The sequence below is a fragment of the Clostridium tepidiprofundi DSM 19306 genome (genome assembly GCF_001594005.1).
Classification (GTDB): domain Bacteria; phylum Bacillota; class Clostridia; order Clostridiales; family Clostridiaceae; genus Clostridium_AC; species Clostridium_AC tepidiprofundi.
In genome coordinates, this window is the sequence record NZ_LTBA01000007.1 from 59,541 (window position 1) to 77,265 (window position 17,725).

General features: G+C 28.1%; 18 protein-coding genes. 12 read left to right on the top strand and 6 right to left on the bottom strand.

The genetic code is table 11. The features are described from left to right. The first annotated feature begins 21 nt into the window (after positions 1-21). The 8 genes from CLTEP_RS05025 to CLTEP_RS05060 all read left to right on the top strand — a co-directional run bounded on the left by CLTEP_RS05025 (position 22) and on the right by CLTEP_RS05060 (position 5,824). Complete coding sequence (locus CLTEP_RS05025; protein WP_066823524.1) at positions 22-636, top strand: anthranilate synthase component II; 615 nt, start codon at positions 22-24, stop codon at positions 634-636. Then, positions 617-1,987 carry an aminodeoxychorismate synthase component I gene (pabB, locus tag CLTEP_RS05030; RefSeq protein ID WP_066823531.1) on the top strand — a complete coding sequence of 457 codons (1,371 nt, stop codon included), beginning with the start codon at positions 617-619 and terminating at the stop codon, positions 1,985-1,987. The genes CLTEP_RS05025 and pabB overlap by 20 nt, the downstream gene beginning before the upstream one ends. Beyond that, positions 1,987-2,754 (top strand): aminotransferase class IV, encoded by a 768-nt coding sequence (locus CLTEP_RS05035; RefSeq protein ID WP_066823535.1) that lies wholly within the window; start codon positions 1,987-1,989, stop codon positions 2,752-2,754. Before pabB ends, CLTEP_RS05035 begins: the two co-directional genes overlap by 1 nt. Positions 2,755-2,771: 17 nt before the next feature. Continuing rightward, positions 2,772-3,263 carry an HD domain-containing protein gene (locus CLTEP_RS05040; protein ID WP_242863869.1) on the top strand — a complete coding sequence of 164 codons (492 nt, stop codon included), beginning with the start codon at positions 2,772-2,774 and terminating at the stop codon, positions 3,261-3,263. Positions 3,264-3,380: 117 nt separating this feature from the next. Next, positions 3,381-4,211 (top strand): dihydropteroate synthase, encoded by an 831-nt coding sequence (folP, locus tag CLTEP_RS05045; protein ID WP_066823539.1) that lies wholly within the window; start codon positions 3,381-3,383, stop codon positions 4,209-4,211. Further along, positions 4,204-5,019, top strand: a complete 816-nt coding sequence (gene folK, locus CLTEP_RS05050) for a 2-amino-4-hydroxy-6-hydroxymethyldihydropteridine diphosphokinase (protein ID WP_066823546.1) — start codon at positions 4,204-4,206, stop codon at positions 5,017-5,019. The genes folP and folK overlap by 8 nt, the downstream gene beginning before the upstream one ends. A 45-nt stretch (positions 5,020-5,064) precedes the next feature. After that, entirely contained in the window at positions 5,065-5,415 is a 351-nt protein-coding gene (crcB, locus tag CLTEP_RS05055) for a fluoride efflux transporter CrcB (RefSeq protein WP_423230727.1), read from the top strand. 67 nt (positions 5,416-5,482) lie between these two features. Next, a complete protein-coding gene (locus tag CLTEP_RS05060; protein WP_066823552.1) occupies positions 5,483-5,824 on the top strand; it encodes a DUF190 domain-containing protein in 342 nt (113 codons plus the stop codon). Between the two features lie 26 nt (positions 5,825-5,850). Here CLTEP_RS05060 and CLTEP_RS05065 read toward each other — a convergent pair whose 3' ends face one another. The 5 genes from CLTEP_RS05065 to CLTEP_RS05085 all read right to left on the bottom strand — a co-directional run bounded on the left by CLTEP_RS05065 (position 5,851) and on the right by CLTEP_RS05085 (position 14,550). Then, a complete protein-coding gene (locus tag CLTEP_RS05065; protein ID WP_066823555.1) occupies positions 5,851-6,288 on the bottom strand; it encodes an ACT domain-containing protein in 438 nt (145 codons plus the stop codon). 24 nt (positions 6,289-6,312) lie between these two features. Further along, positions 6,313-7,359 (bottom strand): flavodoxin family protein, encoded by a 1,047-nt coding sequence (locus CLTEP_RS05070; RefSeq protein ID WP_066823558.1) that lies wholly within the window; start codon positions 7,357-7,359, stop codon positions 6,313-6,315. 85 nt (positions 7,360-7,444) lie between these two features. Beyond that, positions 7,445-8,695 (bottom strand): lactate/malate family dehydrogenase, encoded by a 1,251-nt coding sequence (locus CLTEP_RS05075; RefSeq protein ID WP_066823561.1) that lies wholly within the window; start codon positions 8,693-8,695, stop codon positions 7,445-7,447. 198 nt (positions 8,696-8,893) lie between these two features. Then, complete coding sequence (locus CLTEP_RS05080; protein ID WP_242863871.1) at positions 8,894-13,765, bottom strand: nicotinate-nicotinamide nucleotide adenylyltransferase; 4,872 nt, start codon at positions 13,763-13,765, stop codon at positions 8,894-8,896. A 284-nt stretch (positions 13,766-14,049) separates the two neighbouring features. Continuing rightward, positions 14,050-14,550 carry a DUF4883 family protein gene (locus tag CLTEP_RS05085; RefSeq protein ID WP_066823564.1) on the bottom strand — a complete coding sequence of 167 codons (501 nt, stop codon included), beginning with the start codon at positions 14,548-14,550 and terminating at the stop codon, positions 14,050-14,052. Between the two features lie 152 nt (positions 14,551-14,702). Between CLTEP_RS05085 and CLTEP_RS05090 the strand changes: the two genes are divergently transcribed. The 4 genes from CLTEP_RS05090 to CLTEP_RS05095 all read left to right on the top strand — a co-directional run bounded on the left by CLTEP_RS05090 (position 14,703) and on the right by CLTEP_RS05095 (position 16,617). Beyond that, positions 14,703-15,884 carry an Ig-like domain-containing protein gene (locus CLTEP_RS05090; RefSeq protein ID WP_153016282.1) on the top strand — a complete coding sequence of 394 codons (1,182 nt, stop codon included), beginning with the start codon at positions 14,703-14,705 and terminating at the stop codon, positions 15,882-15,884. A gap of 234 nt (positions 15,885-16,118) precedes the next feature. Further along, a complete protein-coding gene (locus tag CLTEP_RS15435; protein ID WP_278319526.1) occupies positions 16,119-16,247 on the top strand; it encodes a CPC_1213 family protein in 129 nt (42 codons plus the stop codon). A 34-nt stretch (positions 16,248-16,281) separates the two neighbouring features. After that, positions 16,282-16,410, top strand: coding sequence for a hypothetical protein (locus CLTEP_RS15440; protein ID WP_278319527.1), 129 nt, complete (start codon positions 16,282-16,284; stop codon positions 16,408-16,410). 27 nt (positions 16,411-16,437) lie between these two features. Continuing rightward, on the top strand, positions 16,438-16,617 hold the full coding sequence (locus CLTEP_RS05095; protein ID WP_066823571.1) for a hypothetical protein: 180 nt from the start codon (positions 16,438-16,440) through the stop codon (positions 16,615-16,617). Between the two features lie 74 nt (positions 16,618-16,691). Here CLTEP_RS05095 and CLTEP_RS05100 read toward each other — a convergent pair whose 3' ends face one another. Further along, on the bottom strand, positions 16,692-17,684 hold the full coding sequence (locus CLTEP_RS05100) for a 5'-nucleotidase, lipoprotein e(P4) family (RefSeq protein ID WP_066823574.1): 993 nt from the start codon (positions 17,682-17,684) through the stop codon (positions 16,692-16,694). Between the last annotated feature and the right edge of the window lie 41 nt (positions 17,685-17,725).

The following is a 17,725-nucleotide window of genomic DNA, read 5'->3' on the forward strand; positions in this document are numbered from 1 at the left end:
ATAAAAGATTGAGGGATAAAAATGTTTTTAATGATAGATAATTATGATTCTTTTGTGTATAATCTTGTAAGGTACTTTGAAGAATTGAATGAAAGCATAATCGTTTTTAGGAATGATGAAATTACAATTGAACAAATAATTAAATTAGCACCTGAGGGTATAATTATTTCGCCTGGACCTAAGTCACCTAAAGAATCAGGAATATGTTTGGATGTAATAAATCAATTTAAAGGTAAAATACCTATTTTAGGGATATGTTTAGGTCATCAAGCAATAGGATACTCGTTTGGAGCAAAAATTGTTAAAGGAAATCAACCTGTACACGGTAAGGTTTCATATGTTTATCACAATAAAAAGGGTGTATTTAATAAGTTAAAATCACCTTTAAAAGTAACAAGATATCATTCATTGGTGATTGATAAAAACGATTTACCATATTGTTTAGAAATTACATCACAAACTTATGATGGTGTTATTATGGGAATTAGACACAATGAATACTTTATTGAAGGAGTACAATTTCATCCAGAAGCTGTATTAACAGAGTATGGACATGAAATGCTTAGTAATTTTATTCATGAAGCCAAAGAATTTAATAAAAAACTGAGGTGGAAATATGGAAGTAATCATAAATAAAGTTAATACCGATTTGGATGGATTTGATATATATAGTTTATTTAAAAATGAGAAAAATTCTGCTATATTAGATAGTGCAAAATATGGAGATGGACTTGGAAGATATTCATTCATAGGAATTAATTCATTCTTGAATGTTAAGTCTTATGGGAAAAAATGTTGGATTAATGGGCAGTTTCAAGAAAAAGATGTTTTTCAGTGTTTAAAAGATATATTGAAAAATTATAAAATAATAAATGAAACTGATTTACCATTTATAAGTGGAGGAATAGGATACTTCTCATATGATTTAGGAAGGGAAATTGAAGTGATTCCTAATACAGCACTTGAAGATATTGTTATTCCTCATTGTTACTATAATTTTTATGATAACATTATTATTTTTGATAATCAATTGAAAGAAACTTATATTACAGCATTAGGTATACTAAAAGATAAATATGAAAGCATAGCCGAAATAGAAGAAAAAATTAAGCATGGTAAAAAAGTAGAATATGATAAAGAAAAACATGAAAGAAAAATCGATATTTATAAAAAAGCTTTTAATTCTAATTTTACTAAAGAAGAATACATAAAATCAGTTGAGAAGGTCAGAGAATACATTAGAACAGGGGATGTTTATATAACAAATTTAACACAGCGTTTTTGGTGTAACACAGAAAAGAAACCATATGAAGTATATAAAAAGTTACGATATATAAATCCAGCACCTTTTGCTGCATTTATTAACTGTGATGATTTTACAATAATATCTTCTTCACCAGAAAGGTTTCTAAGTATTAGAAATGATATAGTAGAAACAAGACCAATTAAAGGAACAAGACCTAGAGGGGATAACGTTTATGAAGATGAAAACAACAAGAAAGAACTCCTAAATAGTGAAAAAGATAAATCAGAACTTTTAATGATTGTAGACCTTGAAAGAAATGATTTAAGTAAAGTATGTATACCTAATTCTGTAAGAGCAACTGAACTTTTTAAGCTTGAAGAATACAGCACGGTATTTCATTTAGTTTCCACAATAGTAGGTGAAATCAAAGAAGAACACAACTGTATTGATTGTATTAAGGCTTGTTTTCCAGGAGGTTCTATAACTGGAGCTCCTAAAATACGTTCTATGGAAATAATTGAAGAGTTAGAAGGAATAAGAAGAAATGTTTATACAGGTGCTATTGGGTATATAGGGTTTGACGAGAGTGTGGATTTAAATATTGTGATTAGAACAATACTCATGAAGGAGAGGAAAGCTTATTTTGGTGTTGGTGGAGGAATAACTTGGGAGTCAAATAGTATTTCAGAATATGAAGAAACACTAGATAAAGCAAAGGCTTTAATGGAGGCGCTTAGCTAATGATTATCATTAATGATAAAATTAAAAATGATGGTATAATTAACTTTGATAGTGGATTTTATTTTGGAAGAGGTCTTTTTGAAACTGTATACATTAGAGAAAAGCCAATTTTATTAAAAGAACACTTAGACAGGCTAAATAGGGGACTTGCAAAGTTAAACATAGATAAAATTATTTCTGAAGAGTGTTTCATGGATGCATTAAGTATTCTTGGTTGCAAAAATTGTGCAGTAAAGTTGATGGTATCTGAGAATAATACTATATTTTCAAATAGGGATATACCATATAAAAAAGAAGACTATGAAAGAGGATTTTCTCTTGTGGTGAGTAAAGTTAGAAGAAATCCATATTCTCATATGACATATATTAAAAGCTTTAATTATTATGACAATATAATCGAAAGAGAATGGGCAAAATCTAAAGGATATGATGAGGCTTTGTTTTTGAATACGGATAATTTTGTATCTGAAGGAAGTGTTTCAAATATTTTTTTTATTAAAGATAATGTGATTTATACTCCACATACTAGCTGTGGTTTGCTTGAAGGTGTTGTGAGAAATTTTATTATTAATAATATGAACAGATATAAAATTGTTGAAGGTAAATATAGACTTGATGATTTTTTAAATTCGGATGGTGTTTTTATAACTAATAGCCTTTTAGGTATTATGAAAGTAAATAGCATAAATGATATTAAAATCAAAACATGCAATTGCATTAATGAAGTTAAGAAATTGTATGATGAATTTTTATTCTCAGCAATATGATATAGGGGTAATATTTTATGAATCAGGATATGAGCAGGGTAAATCAAATATTAAAGCATAAGGAGTATTTAAAGAATTTAAATAAAAATATTAATGACGAAATAAATAGAAAGTTTTGTCATCATGATTTGGTTCATTTTTTAGATGTTTCTAGAATAATGTACATAAAATCGCTTGAAAATGATTTGAAATTTGATAAGGAAATAATATATGCATGTGGTCTTCTTCATGATATTGGAAAATGGCAACAGTATGAAGAGGGAGTTCCTCATGAAATAGCTAGTGCAAATATTGCAAAGAATATATTAAAAGAGTGCTCATTTAATGATTATGAAATTGATATTATAGTAGATGCTATAATAAATCATAGGAATAATAATAATCCTAACAATTCATTAAGTGAACTTTTGTATAAAAGTGATAAATTATCAAGAATGTGTTTTAACTGTAATGCACAAGCTGAATGCAATTGGAGCATAGAAATGAGAAATAATCAGATTAAATACTAAATATCAAATATCAAATATCAAATATCAAATATCAAATATTAAATATTAAATATCAAATATTAAATATCAAATATCAAATATTAAGAGAGGGGGATGCCTAAATTTTAGGCGAATTGTATGAATAGAATAATCAATATAGGTAATAAAAATTTTGAAATAGGCAAAAGAACTTATATTATGGGAATATTAAATGTAACTCCCGATTCTTTTTCTGATGGGGGTAAATTTAATAATATTGAAAATGCAGTTATGCATGCTAAAGAGATGGAAAGCCAAGGAGCTGATATAATAGATATAGGAGGAGAATCGACGAGACCAAATCATGTACCTGTAAGTGAAGAAGAAGAAATAAAAAGAGTTATTCCCATAATTGAAGCTTTATCTAGGGAGATTTCAATTCCTATTTCAGTTGATACATACAAGGGTAGAGTAGCTGAGCTTGCAATTAATGCAGGTGCGAATTTAATCAATGATGTATGGGGTTTCAAGAAAGACAGTTATATTGCAAAAGTAGCAGCGAAGTATGAAGTGCCTTGTTGTCTAATGCATAATAGGGATAATATGGACTATAATAATCTGATAGAAGACATATTGTGTGATTTGAGAGAAAGTATTGATATTGCACTTAAGGCAGGTGTAAAAGAAAAAAATATTATACTAGATCCGGGCATTGGATTTGCTAAAACTGTTGAAGATAATTTGAATGTTATGAATAATTTAGATAAATTAAATGAATTAGGATATCCAGTATTGTTGGGTACATCTAGAAAATCAATGATAGGTAAAACACTAGATTTACCTGTAAATGAAAGGTTAGAAGGTACTATAGCTACTACAGTTATAGGTATAATGAAGGGGTGTGAATTCATAAGAGTTCATGATGTTAAGGAGAATTTGAGAGCTGCAAGAATGACAGATGCTATAATTAGGAGTGAATATAATGGATAAGATTATTGTAAAAGACTTAGAAATATATGGATTTCATGGAGTTTATTCGGAAGAGAAAAAAATAGGACAGAGATTTTTGATTACAATTGAACTTTATACATCAACTAGAAAAGCAGGTATTACTGACGATTTGACTCAAACAATAAATTATGGTGAGCTGTGCCATGATATTGAAAAAGAATTTAAGAATGATAAATATGATTTAATAGAAAAAGCAGCAGAAGATTTAGCTACATTTGTATTATTAAAATATACTTCTGTTAATAAGGTTAAAATTCTATTAAAGAAACCTTGGGCACCTATAGGAAAACCTGTAAAGTATGCTGCTGTTGAAATTGAAAGAAGTAAACATATTGCATATATTGGGCTTGGTTCTAACATGGGTGATAAGAGAAAAAATATTGACAGTGCTATTGATAAAATAAATTATAATAAGTTTACTAGAGTACTTGATGTTTCAAATTTTTATGAAACAGAGCCGGTTGGTTATGTAGAACAAGATGATTTTTTAAATTGTGCAATAAAAGTTGAAACTTTATTGTATCCAGATGAATTGATGATGCTCTTGCTCGATATAGAAAAAGAATTAAAAAGAGAGAGAATAGTAAGATGGGGGCCTAGAACGATTGATTTAGATATACTTCTTTATGATGATATTATTTGTTCAAATGAAAAGACCATTATTCCTCATCCTAGAATGCATGAAAGAATGTTTGTTATTGAACCATTATGTGATATAGCACCGTACGTTATGCATCCAATATTGAAGAAGAGGATTATTGAATTGAAGGACGAAATTGAAAAATAGCTAGTATAGGAGTGATTTTTTTTGAAACGATTGTTGTTTGTTGGTATGGGAGGGTTCATAGGAGCGTCATTTAGATATTTAATATCTGGTTTAGGAGTGAAAATATTTGGAGATGCTTTTCCATATGGTACATTGTTTGTTAATATATTGGGAGGATTTTTAATAGGATTTATTATGGAAGCAAGTGTTGACACATGGACAATTTCTTCAAATTTAAGAACTTTTTTGACAACGGGAATGATGGGTGGATTAACAACTTTCTCTACTTTTAGCTATGAAACTATAAATATGTTTGCTGATGGTAACTATTTATTAGGAGGGGCTAATGCAGGATTAAACCTGTTTTTAAGCTTATTTGCTGCTTGGATTGGCAAAACATTGGCACAATTTATGTAATGATTATTACATTTTCCTGAATTGATGTGTTAAAGTGAATCAAAAATCATAAAGGGAGGTAAAATTTTTGAAAATTGAAGGGAAAGGTAAGTTATTAAAAATTTTTATTGGAGAATCAGATCATTGGCACGGAGAACCACTCTACCATGCAATATTGAAGATGGTAAGAGAAAATGGACTTGCAGGATGCACTATTGTAAGAGGGATAGAAGGTTTTGGAGCAACAAGTAGGATTCATAGTACTAGAATATTAAGATTATCAGAAGACTTGCCTATTGTAATTGAAATCGTTGATAAAGAAGAAAGAATAAATAAAATAATTAAGCTATTAGATGATATGATTTCAGAAGGGTTGATTATAACACTACAAGATGTAGAAATAATTAAATATACTCATGAAAAAAAGTAAGTAAAAGTAGGTATGTATACCTGCTTTTACTCCATAGCTATCAAATCTAGTTTTAATACACCTTCTAGATTTCTAATATCATTTAATATGTCATCTATATCTACTGTTAGATTTGAAATGTCGAATGTTATGCTTACATTTGCTATCTTATTAATTGGTATGTTCTGATTTATTGTCAAAATATTTCCTTTAACATCAGCTATCATATTTAAAATATTAGAGAGTATACCCATTTCATGGCTTAACAAAAATGATATTGTAACCCTTTTGCAGAGTGTCCCTTCTGAAATGGTGAACACATGATCCTTATATTTATAGTAAGTGCTTCTGCTTATACCAACAATTCTTACTGCTTCAGTTATTTCTTTTACTTTTCCAGTTGAAAGTAGTTCTTTTGCTTTAACTACTTTATCAAAAATTTCAGGTAGTATGTCCTTATCTATTACAAAGTATTTAGTATCCATACTGTTATTATGCTCCTTCTTGTACTAAAAATTACTTTTAATATTATGTGCAAATATTTCAGCTTTTTTTTCAATATTAGGTATTTCAAATATGGCACGAGGATCATTAGCAATAGCAGTAATACAAAAATATGGTGGAAGATAAAAACCCTTATTTACATTAAGAGCACCTATTAATTGCTTTGCTATTGAATCACTTCCTGAATTCCCCGATACAATAATACCAAATATAGTCTTATTTTCAAAGCTTATTTTTCTATACAAAACAGTAAGCCTATTTATGACGGCTGTTAAATTTGCTGCAATAGCATCATTATAATTAGGACAGAGCCATATAACAGAATCTGCATTTTCTATGGAAGGTAAAACTTCTTTAACCATAATTCCTCCATAAAAACATTTATTTTCTTCTGCATAGTGTATACAAGTCTTATATGCACATCCTCTACAATCTTGTACTTCTCCGCTTTCAATTTGAAGTTCTTTTATGTTATAGTTAGTTAAAAATTTTGAAACCATATGCCATAAGTCAACTGTATTAGATGTTTTGTGTGGCATTGAATAAAGAACAAGCAAATTAGGATTTTTAATTTTAATTGGTGAATATTTAAGCAGTCTTTCTGATAGCCTTCTGCACATCTCTAAACATATTTCTTCTAAAGATAAATCCATTGTTTTTTTCCAAGTATTAAAGTTTCTAAGAGAATATGTTGCTTCCACCATTGGATGGCCAATAAAGGCACACCCTAATCTATTGGCACTAAATATTATATCTTGTGCTGCACGTTTTGTACCGTATTCGTTACAACTATGGACAAGTATGCTTCCTATTGAACCTTCTAAAGTATTACTACCCATGGAATATAGTTTTGTGAAGAATTCTATCATAGATATATCATGTCCTATATCGTTGAGTTCTATTGCAAACATTATTTTTTTGTTCTTTAAATCGCATATATTATTAATATCATTTATTAAAATCGATTCGTGTTTTGATGTAGCTGCATCAATCATTTTGCATAGAATTTTTGAAGGATTTTTATTAGGAACAATAACATATAATTTTTCCATATTTTATAGCCTCCTTTATGTCATTTTAAAGAAAATAACAAGTCAAATACTCTAGCATACTGACTAGTTATTCTTTTGAAAATGCCTAAATTTTTGTTTTCACTAAGTAATCGTATGTTGATTTTATACGTTCTAATAATTCATTTTTAAAGTTATATGTTTCAAATTCAGTAGTATTTTGAAATTGTCTGTTTCTCGAACCCATAAATATACCTCCCATAAAATTAGAACTATAATGCCATTCTGATTTTATTGTTGATATTATTGATAAACTTCCTGAGGAAAGAGCAGGGGCTATGTAGGGTTTAAAACCTGTAGCTCTTATATCTAAATTTGCTGTTTTAGCTTTTTCTGTTAGGTAAAGTGAATTCTTATGATTGTAATTTTCAATGCTATCAGCTATTACAAGGCCTTCACCATGAGGACCAAAAGCTCTTCCTTCATTTAAGTATATGGATGTTTCTGTATTTATTTTTGCATAAAATGCTGCTCTAGCATTCATTACACCTAATCCATAGCCTTTAATTTGATCCGATGCAAGACCTCTAAAGTCTAAATTTCCATTTGAATCCTTGTTGCTTTCAATAAAAGCTGACTTACAAAGCATATCGACAGGATCGGATACAACAGCGAATATGCCTTTAAAATTATTTTCTCTAGCTTTTTGTGCATAGTATTTTATGATTTTTGAATTACCTTTAAATTGAATAAGTCTTACATCCTCTTTTTCATCACCAATTCTAGGTACACCAACTGATACACAAAACACAAACATATCACAATCAAATAATTGTTCCTCATTTAAGGGTATTATATCAGGCAATTCTAGTTTAGGATCTGGAAAAAGTATTTGATTTATTTCATAGTTCCATCTATTCATTTTATTTATATCTTTATCGAATATTCCTATACTTTTTATACAGTCATGTCCTAGTAATCTTAATCCTGTTATTAATGTTCCACCTACATCACCTAGTCCAACGACATTTACTTTCCATTTATCGGGATAATGAGCATAGAGTACATCTTCCCAGTTTGGGTATTGAGTATTTATTGATATGACTTTTTTATATTTAATTTTTTCTAAAAGCCAGTTAGGAAGTCCATTATGTGATGAATCATTATTGTTTTGTATTAAATTTAAGTTTTCATCATCTAAAAATAGGTTGTTATGAGAAGAAACTAAATAACTTCTTCTTGAATTTAGTGGATTTAGTTTATTTAGAGCATATAACTCGCCACTATGTTTTTTTACTTCGTTTTCCGAAATAGGTGAAAAGTTTTTGTGTTCTTTTTTTGATATAAAAACAAAATTATTATATTTATAGTAATACATATTTTCAACTCACTTTCTTAGTATAATGTTGAAACTGCTTTGCAATTTCTTTAAAATAAGACTGCCATTTGACAGATGCCAAATCTGTATTGGAGATTAGAGACTAGCGATTGGAGACTAAATAAGAATCGCCAGTCGCTAATCACTAGGAGAGATTGAGTTTTTGTTGGAGATTAGAGACTAGCAGCTTATATTATATTATTCTATTATATGTTCAAGTCTATTTAAGAATTCAATGTCATTTTTTAAGTAAAATGATGGACTCATATTGAGATCATATTGAATTCCTTTACCATGTTCAGGACAGCGAGGTGTTGTAAATACTCGCCCCATTGATGAAAGTATTAAATTCCTTGAATAAAACTGATGGAATGCACTTTCTAAAGTTGTTAGTATATCTAGAGAATTATAAAGACATACTTTTGACATATTATAAATATTCTTTGTGGATGTATTTTTAATAAAAGCAGGATAATTATATGGCATTATAGTGTTTATAGATGGAATTAAGTTTCTTTCAGGAACTTTGCCACGCAATAGAGCATCTCCACCTATAAATGGATACATATCGCTTTCATTAAACCATATTTTTAATCTTGGTATAAAGTGAACTGAATCCACATCAATATTGTGTTTATCCATCAAATCCTGTCCTCTTCCAGATAAAATACCAATAAGTATTTTATGAATATGAATATTATTTTTATGAAAAATAGGAGCAATGGCTCTTATTCTATAACCTTTATGCAGTATAGTATCTACTAATATTACAGGTCTTTCAAATGATTTTACTATTTTTATTTGATTTTCAAGATTTAAATAGTAAGGAAATTCTCCTATTGTAAAATTATTTATATCAGGGCTAAATAGTTTCTCGGTATGCAGTGATTTTGTAACGGTGTTTGGCACAACATATTTGTCAAGTATATCACCATAAGGAACACACATAGCATCTCCTAATTTCCTAGGGACAGTAACTTCAGTTGGAACTGAATTCTCATTACATACCATATTTATTAACGACTGATTTAAAATATCAGAATCAAAGCATAGTGTTAATTCACCTGGATAAAGCCTAGATATAGAGGAAATTAATTTTTGTCTAGTTATATCTATAATTTCTCTAACATTTGAATTACTTATAAAAGGTTCTTTTATTACATTTTTAATATCTAAATTTATTACACAAGGACTACTCATATTAACTACAAAAGCATTTGAATTAACAGAATCACCTTCTATGTTTATGAATCCTTGATTGGTTAGAATTTCTTCAATTGATTTAGGTGTTAATTCTCCAAGCATATTTTTATATATAGCATATTCATAATCTTTTGAAATACAGAACGAAAGAGTTTCATTTATTAGTATTTGTTCTAAATTGTTTATTTTAGTATTTTTCTTGGTATACAAGCCTGTTATAAAAATTAGTCTACCAGAAGTATTATTTCGTATATAATTTGATATTTTTTGGTCACGTATTTCTTTATATAACACATTAGAACGTATCCAATAGAATGTTGAAAATCCTAATATTTCATTGTTATTAAGTTTATTTCTTATAATAAAAATTCTTGCAGAATCTTTTTCTTTAAGCTGAGTTATATAGTTTTTAAAATTACTGCTAAAGCTTTCAAGCTCACGTGCAATATGCTGTATGTTATTTTCATCAATAAGTTCTATTATTTCACGGTGAAACCATAGAGATGTCATAGAAAGCTTATTTCTAGGTACTTTTTGATAGAAACCATTTTCATATATATATTGCTCTGCTAATGGATCAATAAGCTTAGAAATATCTCTTTTTTCATCTATACAGTTTCTAATTTGCGAAGAACTTATTTTTGAGTACTTAAGTGGTAGAGTAAGAAATTCTACTTTATTGTCAATATTTTTAATTGCATTATCCAATTCTTTTGTATTTCCTCTTTTGAACACAATATGAGGAAATGTATGAATAGAATTTGGTTCCTTATTCTTTTTATAGCTTGAAGCATTTACTACAACATCACTCCCTACTACTATATATAGTTCTGAGTTTTTAAAGAGTTTTCTTAAATTCTTTAAATCATTAGGATTAGCGATATTTATAGAATATTCTTCAGGAAATATATAAATACCTAATTCATCTGAAATAGACATATTTAATATTTTACGTCTTATTAAATTTGGCAAAGTTCTTTTTGACCATGAAAATTCATCTACTGCAAGATATACTTCAAATCCCATATTTCTGATTGATATTGCAATTTCTTTATGACTTAATGAAAATGGATCAAATGTGCCTGGGAAGAATGCTATTTTTTTAGGTGATTCTATATCTATATTCCCATTTGAGAAAGAATAATCAGAAATAAATCGGTATATATGGGTTAATGCAGCAGAGTTTGCAAGAAACAAGAGTTCATTTTCATCATCGCTGCTTATCAAATTCAATAGTTTTTTAGAAATCAGTTTCAAAATATAGTATTTTTTTTCGTAAGTCAAATATTTAGAACCAAATATTTCTTTGCCAATTACTGCTATAGATGATTGCTTAACTTTTGTCTTATAATTACCCAGACCGTTTAATAGTATTCCGAACATGCTATTAAGTCTACGTTCATGATAAGCCGGTTTTTCATGAAATCTTCCATTATAATCATCATAGTGTGATATTGATACACCTATTGTTTTTAATATTAATGCTTTTAGATCGGAATTAGATGTTTTGATTTTTATTTTTAAATCATCTATAATTTCATCTAGTTCCTTAGGTTTCAGCCATAATAGAACTTTCCCTAGAAATTTTGGAATGTATTCAGTAAATTTTTGTCCTTCAATTTCTAATGCTCTTAATAGTTCGACAGCAACCTCATTTCTTTCTTCGAATGAAAGAAGAGGCATTAGTTTTAAAATAGCTTTACCAGCTCTGTTACGTACTGTTTCTATTTCACTAACCTTTAAAATGTTACAAAAATGTATACAAGTATGTAGTATATTCCTGCTTTCTGAATTATTTATAGTATATTTAAGTAAAAGGTCTATTTGATTCTTTTTAATTATCCAATTTGTTGCACTTTTTAAGTTTGTCAAAAATATTTCGGATATTTTTTTATTATCGAGTGAACAGTAGTGTTCAAATAGTTCAGTAATATTATCAATATTTAAGGATTTTGCAATTTCATATTTAAGCATATTTTCTACAGGCAATTTACTTCTGTTTGTTGATTCTGTAAAAAACTGTATTAATCTTTGTTTGAATGAACTTTCTTTTGGTATATTATTTAAAATTGAATATATTACTTCAAGAGCAGAAAGGCGCAATGTTATATTTCGCTTTTTTAACATTTTGAGTATATATTCAAATAATATTTCTAGATTTTCTGTATAATTGTCAAGAGGAATATATTTTACTGCTTCAAGTAAGAACAATTGAGTATGCTTATTTACATTTGTTTCATTACTGAAGTATTTTACAAAATATTTTATTAATACATCTCTATAGTGTATTGTCATATTTTTTCTACAATTTCTAAATAGAGAATCTATCATTATGCGGGTGCTGTATCCAATCCAAATTTTATGGCTCGGAATTATTTTAGGTTCAGGATATATTAATAAATTTAGGTATTCATTGAATAAATCTATGCTGGTTTTATCAGGTTTTTCTAGTTTAACATCTTCAGGTATTTCTTTTCTATAATCCTCATCAAAATAAGCTATTAGTTTTCCTATAAGTTCAGCACAATGCCTTCTTATATCATCTTCAGTATGAACTAGATTATCATACAAAAATTTTATTGTTTGAAGTTTTTGTTTTTGTGTTAGATATGTTGAATATTCTTCAAACACTCTTATATATTCTCTTAAATTTTTCCAAGCGTATTCGCTTCTTGCACTTTCTAATATTTTATCTAATGAATACTGATTTCTAAGCATATACATAAGCTTTATATTATGATTTATAGACAAGTATTTGAGGTTTTTTATTACTTCTTTTCCATGCATAAGAGAATATGGTTTTGATTTTGAAAACTTTTCTGTTGGAACTATATTGTTGATTTCTACATCTATGCCTATATTGATTAAATAATCTTCAAAATCTTTTAGTTTTGCATATACCTTCTTATATCTCTTTATTTTGTATTCATCAACATTTTCTAATTTATCTAATATTACTTGAAATGAATCATTAAGTGAGAAAATATTCATTTCTATTCCATGTTCTGTATTTTTATTTTTTACTCTAAAATCACAGTATATAAGTATTAATGATTCTAAAGAAAGATTTTCTAATTCAAGATCCCATGTAGAATGATTAATAGCAATATTTCTGATATAATGTATATTAAACTTTTTAAACCATTGATCTGTATAGTAATAATGCAGATGAGGAACTCTTTTTAATTCAGTGCCTTTACACCCGTATTTTCCAATATCATGACCAGCAGCAGCACCTGATACTCTTCCTAAATCAACAGCTATTCCTAATTGTTTAAGCTGTCTTGCTAAAAATAATGCAATATAATGCACGCCTGTTATATGGTCAAGAGTGTTGTATCCAAAAACTTCTTCACTTAATTTCATCATTTCATATGCATATGTATGTTTAAAAGCACGAACAAAGCGTTTATATTCTCCAGGATGTTCGAGTTCATTTTCTTCAATTTGTGTTAAGAAAAAAAGAGGGTATTTACTTTTCCAAGTATTCGAATAACTCTTTTTTTCTAAATCACAAACAATTCTAAGCAATTTTAGGTACAATTCACATGCGACTTTCAATTCATCATGTAATGTTATTGATACAGCATCTGGAAAAGATTTATATAGTGTATATTGATACAAGTATTCTAACCAGTTCTTTGGTTTTAATGGTACTAAATTATTTAAAATGTTTTCACATAATTGTAATGTGCTTTTACAAGAGTAATCATTGTTTGTGATCATTTCGTTTAGTTTGACTCTAAATTTGTTGCTATTTAATTCATATTCAACAATTTTAGTTGGAATATTCATTTTGTTTAGCCAATTTTGATTTAGTAATTTCCTTCGTATCTTATTTTGGACATTGTGGATATCTGGAAACAAATAGTATCCCTCCCGTGTAATATTTATTTGATTTAGTGTGCCTAACAATAGTATTGCATAATATTACTTTAAATTATATACTTAATCGATAAATTTTTGTATATAAAATAAGGCATTTTCAAAAAATAACTAGTCAGTATGCTAGTCTATTTTGCGCACTACTTCATCGTTGGAACCCGTTGATAGAACCTACTATTAGCGGAACCCAACTCTTTGTATTTCACAAAATATACGTCGCATCTTTGACTTGTTATTTTCTTTCAAATGCCTAAGGGATATCAATATTAATTGTTGATATCCACGATTCCTTTATTAAATACGTATTTGCACAATCCCATAATATTATAGGCGTTATAAGTGTTTTTCATGTCTATATAATCTTCTTCATAATATCCATCCCATGGATATATGCATAAAAATCTATCATTATATACTTCAATAACATATTTGCATTTGTTATCAAACATGCAGAATAATTTATAAACTGGTTTATCTGGTAAATTTTCAGGTTTACTTATAAAATCACTGTTTTTTAGGTTTTTAAAAAATTTACGGAGTATCAAAATTTCACTTTTATCTAGCTTTTGGCTTTTATAAAAGTTCAAATAGAGTACATTTACACTGTGATTTGGATTGTTATGAAAATCGGTTACTAAGCTCTGTGTATAGTAGAATTTATTTGGTTTGTTTTTTTCAATAAATTTATCAATATTTACTGTACAGCTTGAAAAGAATAACACTATTAGTATTAAAATAGGTATAAAGTATATATTTTTTTTATTCAAACAATAATCACTTCCCAAACAATAATCATTCCATAATTTAAATTATGAGGAATAATATACATATATTACTTAATTGTTATTCTTCTTATTATATTCCTTAATATATGTTATAATGTTATTAATCGTAATAGAGTTAGGGGGACTTTGTGCAAATGAAAAAGATTTTGGTGTTTTTGATTGCTATATTTATATTTACTTTTCCTGTTGAAGCTAAAGAGATTGGTATGAAAAAAAATGTTCCATACAATAAGGTCTGGACAGTAAAATTTACACATGATTTGGATTGGAGAAGCATTAAAAATGGTATTACAATTGTTGATTCTAAGGGTAGAAAGCAGTCTATACGTGCAACATTAGGGGATAAACCTAATACATTGGTTGTTTTGCCACCACAAAATGGGTACAAGCCACTAGAAACATATACTATGATTATTAATAATAACATTAAAACTAAAAAGGGAACGAATCTAAAAGATAGTACAACTTTTAAATTTAAAATCAGTGGACAGGCACCTGCAAAACCTAAAGAATATGATATAAAATTTGCTAATGTGGTTGTTAAAGCATATTACAATGGCAAAATGATTTCGGATAAATATGGAGTTGTTGTTGATAATAAGGTTATTACTACATATTCTGCAATAGATGGTGCGGATTCGGTTGTTATTACAACAAATTATGGTGTTGAATGTGATGCTCACGGGGTATATTGGTATGATAAAAATAAAAATATAGCTGTATTAAAAATAAATCCGACAAATATTTTATCAGCTGATGTTGACAAGATAGACAAAATAGAAATTGGAAACATATCTATGGAGCAATATGAATTGGAAGATGTATTAAGTAAATATGAGTATAAGGAATTGATAAGGGTTAGAAAAGAAAATCACTATAGTATGAGCTTGGATGAACTCGAAAGCTATATGTGGAAAAAATATTCTAATTATAAAATTGATAATTTTTCTGTAGTATTTGATAACATACTTGTATTAAATGATGAAAAAAATAGCAATGTTATTAATATATATTTTGTTATGAATGAAAAGAATTTCACAAAATTTTGGAACTTTGCAAATATGGGTTCATATTTTAGAAAGAAAATTGAAAATATGCTTGGGTATGCATATAATGATGCTATTAATCAATTTCCTGAAAAAATGATAAATTTGAGTATTGTTTGCAATTATACTAGTGAAGAGAATATTGCAAATTTCAAAGGTGATGATGCTATATATAATGCTAATTCGAAAACGTGGGATATAAGAGCGGATATTGTTTATTTTACCAAGATACAGGGAAATGAATACAGTAAATGGAATGAAAATTTTTAGAGCCTTTTGGCTCTTTTTTTTACGAATCTATAAATGAGTAAATTTCAATCCATTATATGTAAAATAATATTTTAGTGCTATTCTCAAGAATTATCTAATACAAGAAAACAGTAAAATTCAGTATTACAAATTGAATTGTCAAGTTATTTGTAACTTATTGTAATGATTTTTACTCATTTAAAGTATGAATAAAAGAATTAGGCGAGGAAAAACTAAGCCTAGGAGGTGCGAGTTTTGGATAATAAAATAAAAAGGACACAAAATAATAAAAAGGAAGATGGAAATTTTAAAAAGAAAAATATAAAGCATGGACATAAAGAGAGTGCAAGAGTTACTTATGGAGAACATCCTAGACAGTTTTAGGTGAAAATAGTTTAAGGTGAAAGGGGACATTATAATGACAAATAACAAAGATATGACCAAAATGGCGAAAAAATCTAATATGAAAAGGAAAAAGCCAGAGGTTACACATAATAACGAGATAAGAAAAAATAAGTCTAAAGGAGTTATAAGAGGAATAGAGTAAATAACGATTTGAAAGGATGAGTATATTATGAAAGGTAACAGAAAAGGTGAACATGAGGAAAAAGTTGAAGATGTTAGACGTTATATAGAAAAAGGTTATGGAATAACGCAAATTATGGATATTACAGGAATGAGTGATAATGAAATCAATAGCATAAGACGTAAACTTAATGAAAAGCATAGAAAAGAATACAATGATATTATATAAGGGATGGGGAGAGTATAACTATGAACAAAAAAACCTAAAAGAAAGAGAAATTCTTTTAGGTTTTTTGTGGAATATTATTTATTTTCAGATGGTCTCCAAGTATCTAATACAGCTTTTCTAGCAGCATCTTTTTCAGCTGAATTTAATCCCCAATATGAATTTTTAGAAAGAGCACCTTCCCAATCGCCATAAAGAGGATTTGGTAACATAATGAACTTAGTTCCAAAATTGCCTTTGTTTTGATCGACTAATTCATTTCTATCGTGCATATTTTTATGATAAGTATCGATTGGAAAATCATTTACGTTATCACCCATATAAAGTATTACGTTATAATCTTTAGTAACAGCGTCTCTTCTTGGCTGTTTGTTGCTTGTATCTGTTTTAAGACTCATATGTTCGTTATCAGCGTAAGGAAAACCTAATGCTTTAAGATTATTTATTGTTGCTTTTAAACCAGTCGCTTCTTTTCTATTACTCATATAGAAAATAGTAACTCCTTTGTCAGCAGCGTATTTCAGGAATTCTACGGAACCTGGCATAGCTTTTGCTTTTTCGGTATTAACCCATTCACTCCAAGTTTTTCCATTGTAAGAATCATTATGTCCAATATGACCAGCATCATATGCACTATTGTCTAAAATAGTTTCATCAATATCAGTTACAATTGCTAAAGGTTTATCGCCTTTTTTATAATTAGCAACATTTTCATCAACAATAATTTTACCCATATTGTATGCTTGGTAGCAAAGAGCGCGATATTCCGCAGATGTTTGAACCCAATCAGTTGCCATTACTAATTGTTCATTTAAATCTTTTTGAGTGTAAGGTGCTTCTAATTTTAATACATCACCAACATAAATTAAATTAGGATTTTTTATATTGTTATACTTAACAATATCTTTCCAATCAATTCCATATTTTGAACCGATTTTAGCTAATGTGTCGCCTTTTTGTACCGTATAGGTATTTAATGCAAATGCAACATTGCTTGTACCAAGAAGTACAAATGACAGTACAGAAGCTAGTACAACTTTAGAAGTTTTCTTTAGAAAATTTTTGAACATTTTAACTTTACCTCCTAGTGATAATATTTACAATTTGTATA

Excerpts from the sequence above, each read along its gene's own strand:
- CLTEP_RS05025 (WP_066823524.1), top strand. The coding sequence starts at position 22 with ATGTTTTTAATGATAGATAATTATGATTCTTTTGTGTATAATCTTGTA.
- pabB (WP_066823531.1), top strand. The coding sequence starts at position 617 with ATGGAAGTAATCATAAATAAAGTTAATACCGATTTGGATGGATTTGAT.
- CLTEP_RS05035 (WP_066823535.1), top strand. The coding sequence starts at position 1,987 with ATGATTATCATTAATGATAAAATTAAAAATGATGGTATAATTAACTTT.
- CLTEP_RS05040 (WP_242863869.1), top strand. The coding sequence starts at position 2,772 with ATGAATCAGGATATGAGCAGGGTAAATCAAATATTAAAGCATAAGGAG.
- folP (WP_066823539.1), top strand. The coding sequence starts at position 3,381 with ATGAATAGAATAATCAATATAGGTAATAAAAATTTTGAAATAGGCAAA.
- folK (WP_066823546.1), top strand. The coding sequence starts at position 4,204 with ATGGATAAGATTATTGTAAAAGACTTAGAAATATATGGATTTCATGGA.
- crcB (WP_423230727.1), top strand. The coding sequence starts at position 5,065 with ATGGGAGGGTTCATAGGAGCGTCATTTAGATATTTAATATCTGGTTTA.
- CLTEP_RS05065 (WP_066823555.1), bottom strand. The coding sequence starts at position 6,288 with ATGGATACTAAATACTTTGTAATAGATAAGGACATACTACCTGAAATT.
- CLTEP_RS05070 (WP_066823558.1), bottom strand. The coding sequence starts at position 7,359 with ATGGAAAAATTATATGTTATTGTTCCTAATAAAAATCCTTCAAAAATT.
- CLTEP_RS05075 (WP_066823561.1), bottom strand. The coding sequence starts at position 8,695 with ATGTATTACTATAAATATAATAATTTTGTTTTTATATCAAAAAAAGAA.
- CLTEP_RS05090 (WP_153016282.1), top strand. The coding sequence starts at position 14,703 with ATGAAAAAGATTTTGGTGTTTTTGATTGCTATATTTATATTTACTTTT.
- CLTEP_RS15440 (WP_278319527.1), top strand. The coding sequence starts at position 16,282 with ATGACAAATAACAAAGATATGACCAAAATGGCGAAAAAATCTAATATG.
- CLTEP_RS05095 (WP_066823571.1), top strand. The coding sequence starts at position 16,438 with ATGAAAGGTAACAGAAAAGGTGAACATGAGGAAAAAGTTGAAGATGTT.
- CLTEP_RS05100 (WP_066823574.1), bottom strand. The coding sequence starts at position 17,684 with ATGTTCAAAAATTTTCTAAAGAAAACTTCTAAAGTTGTACTAGCTTCT.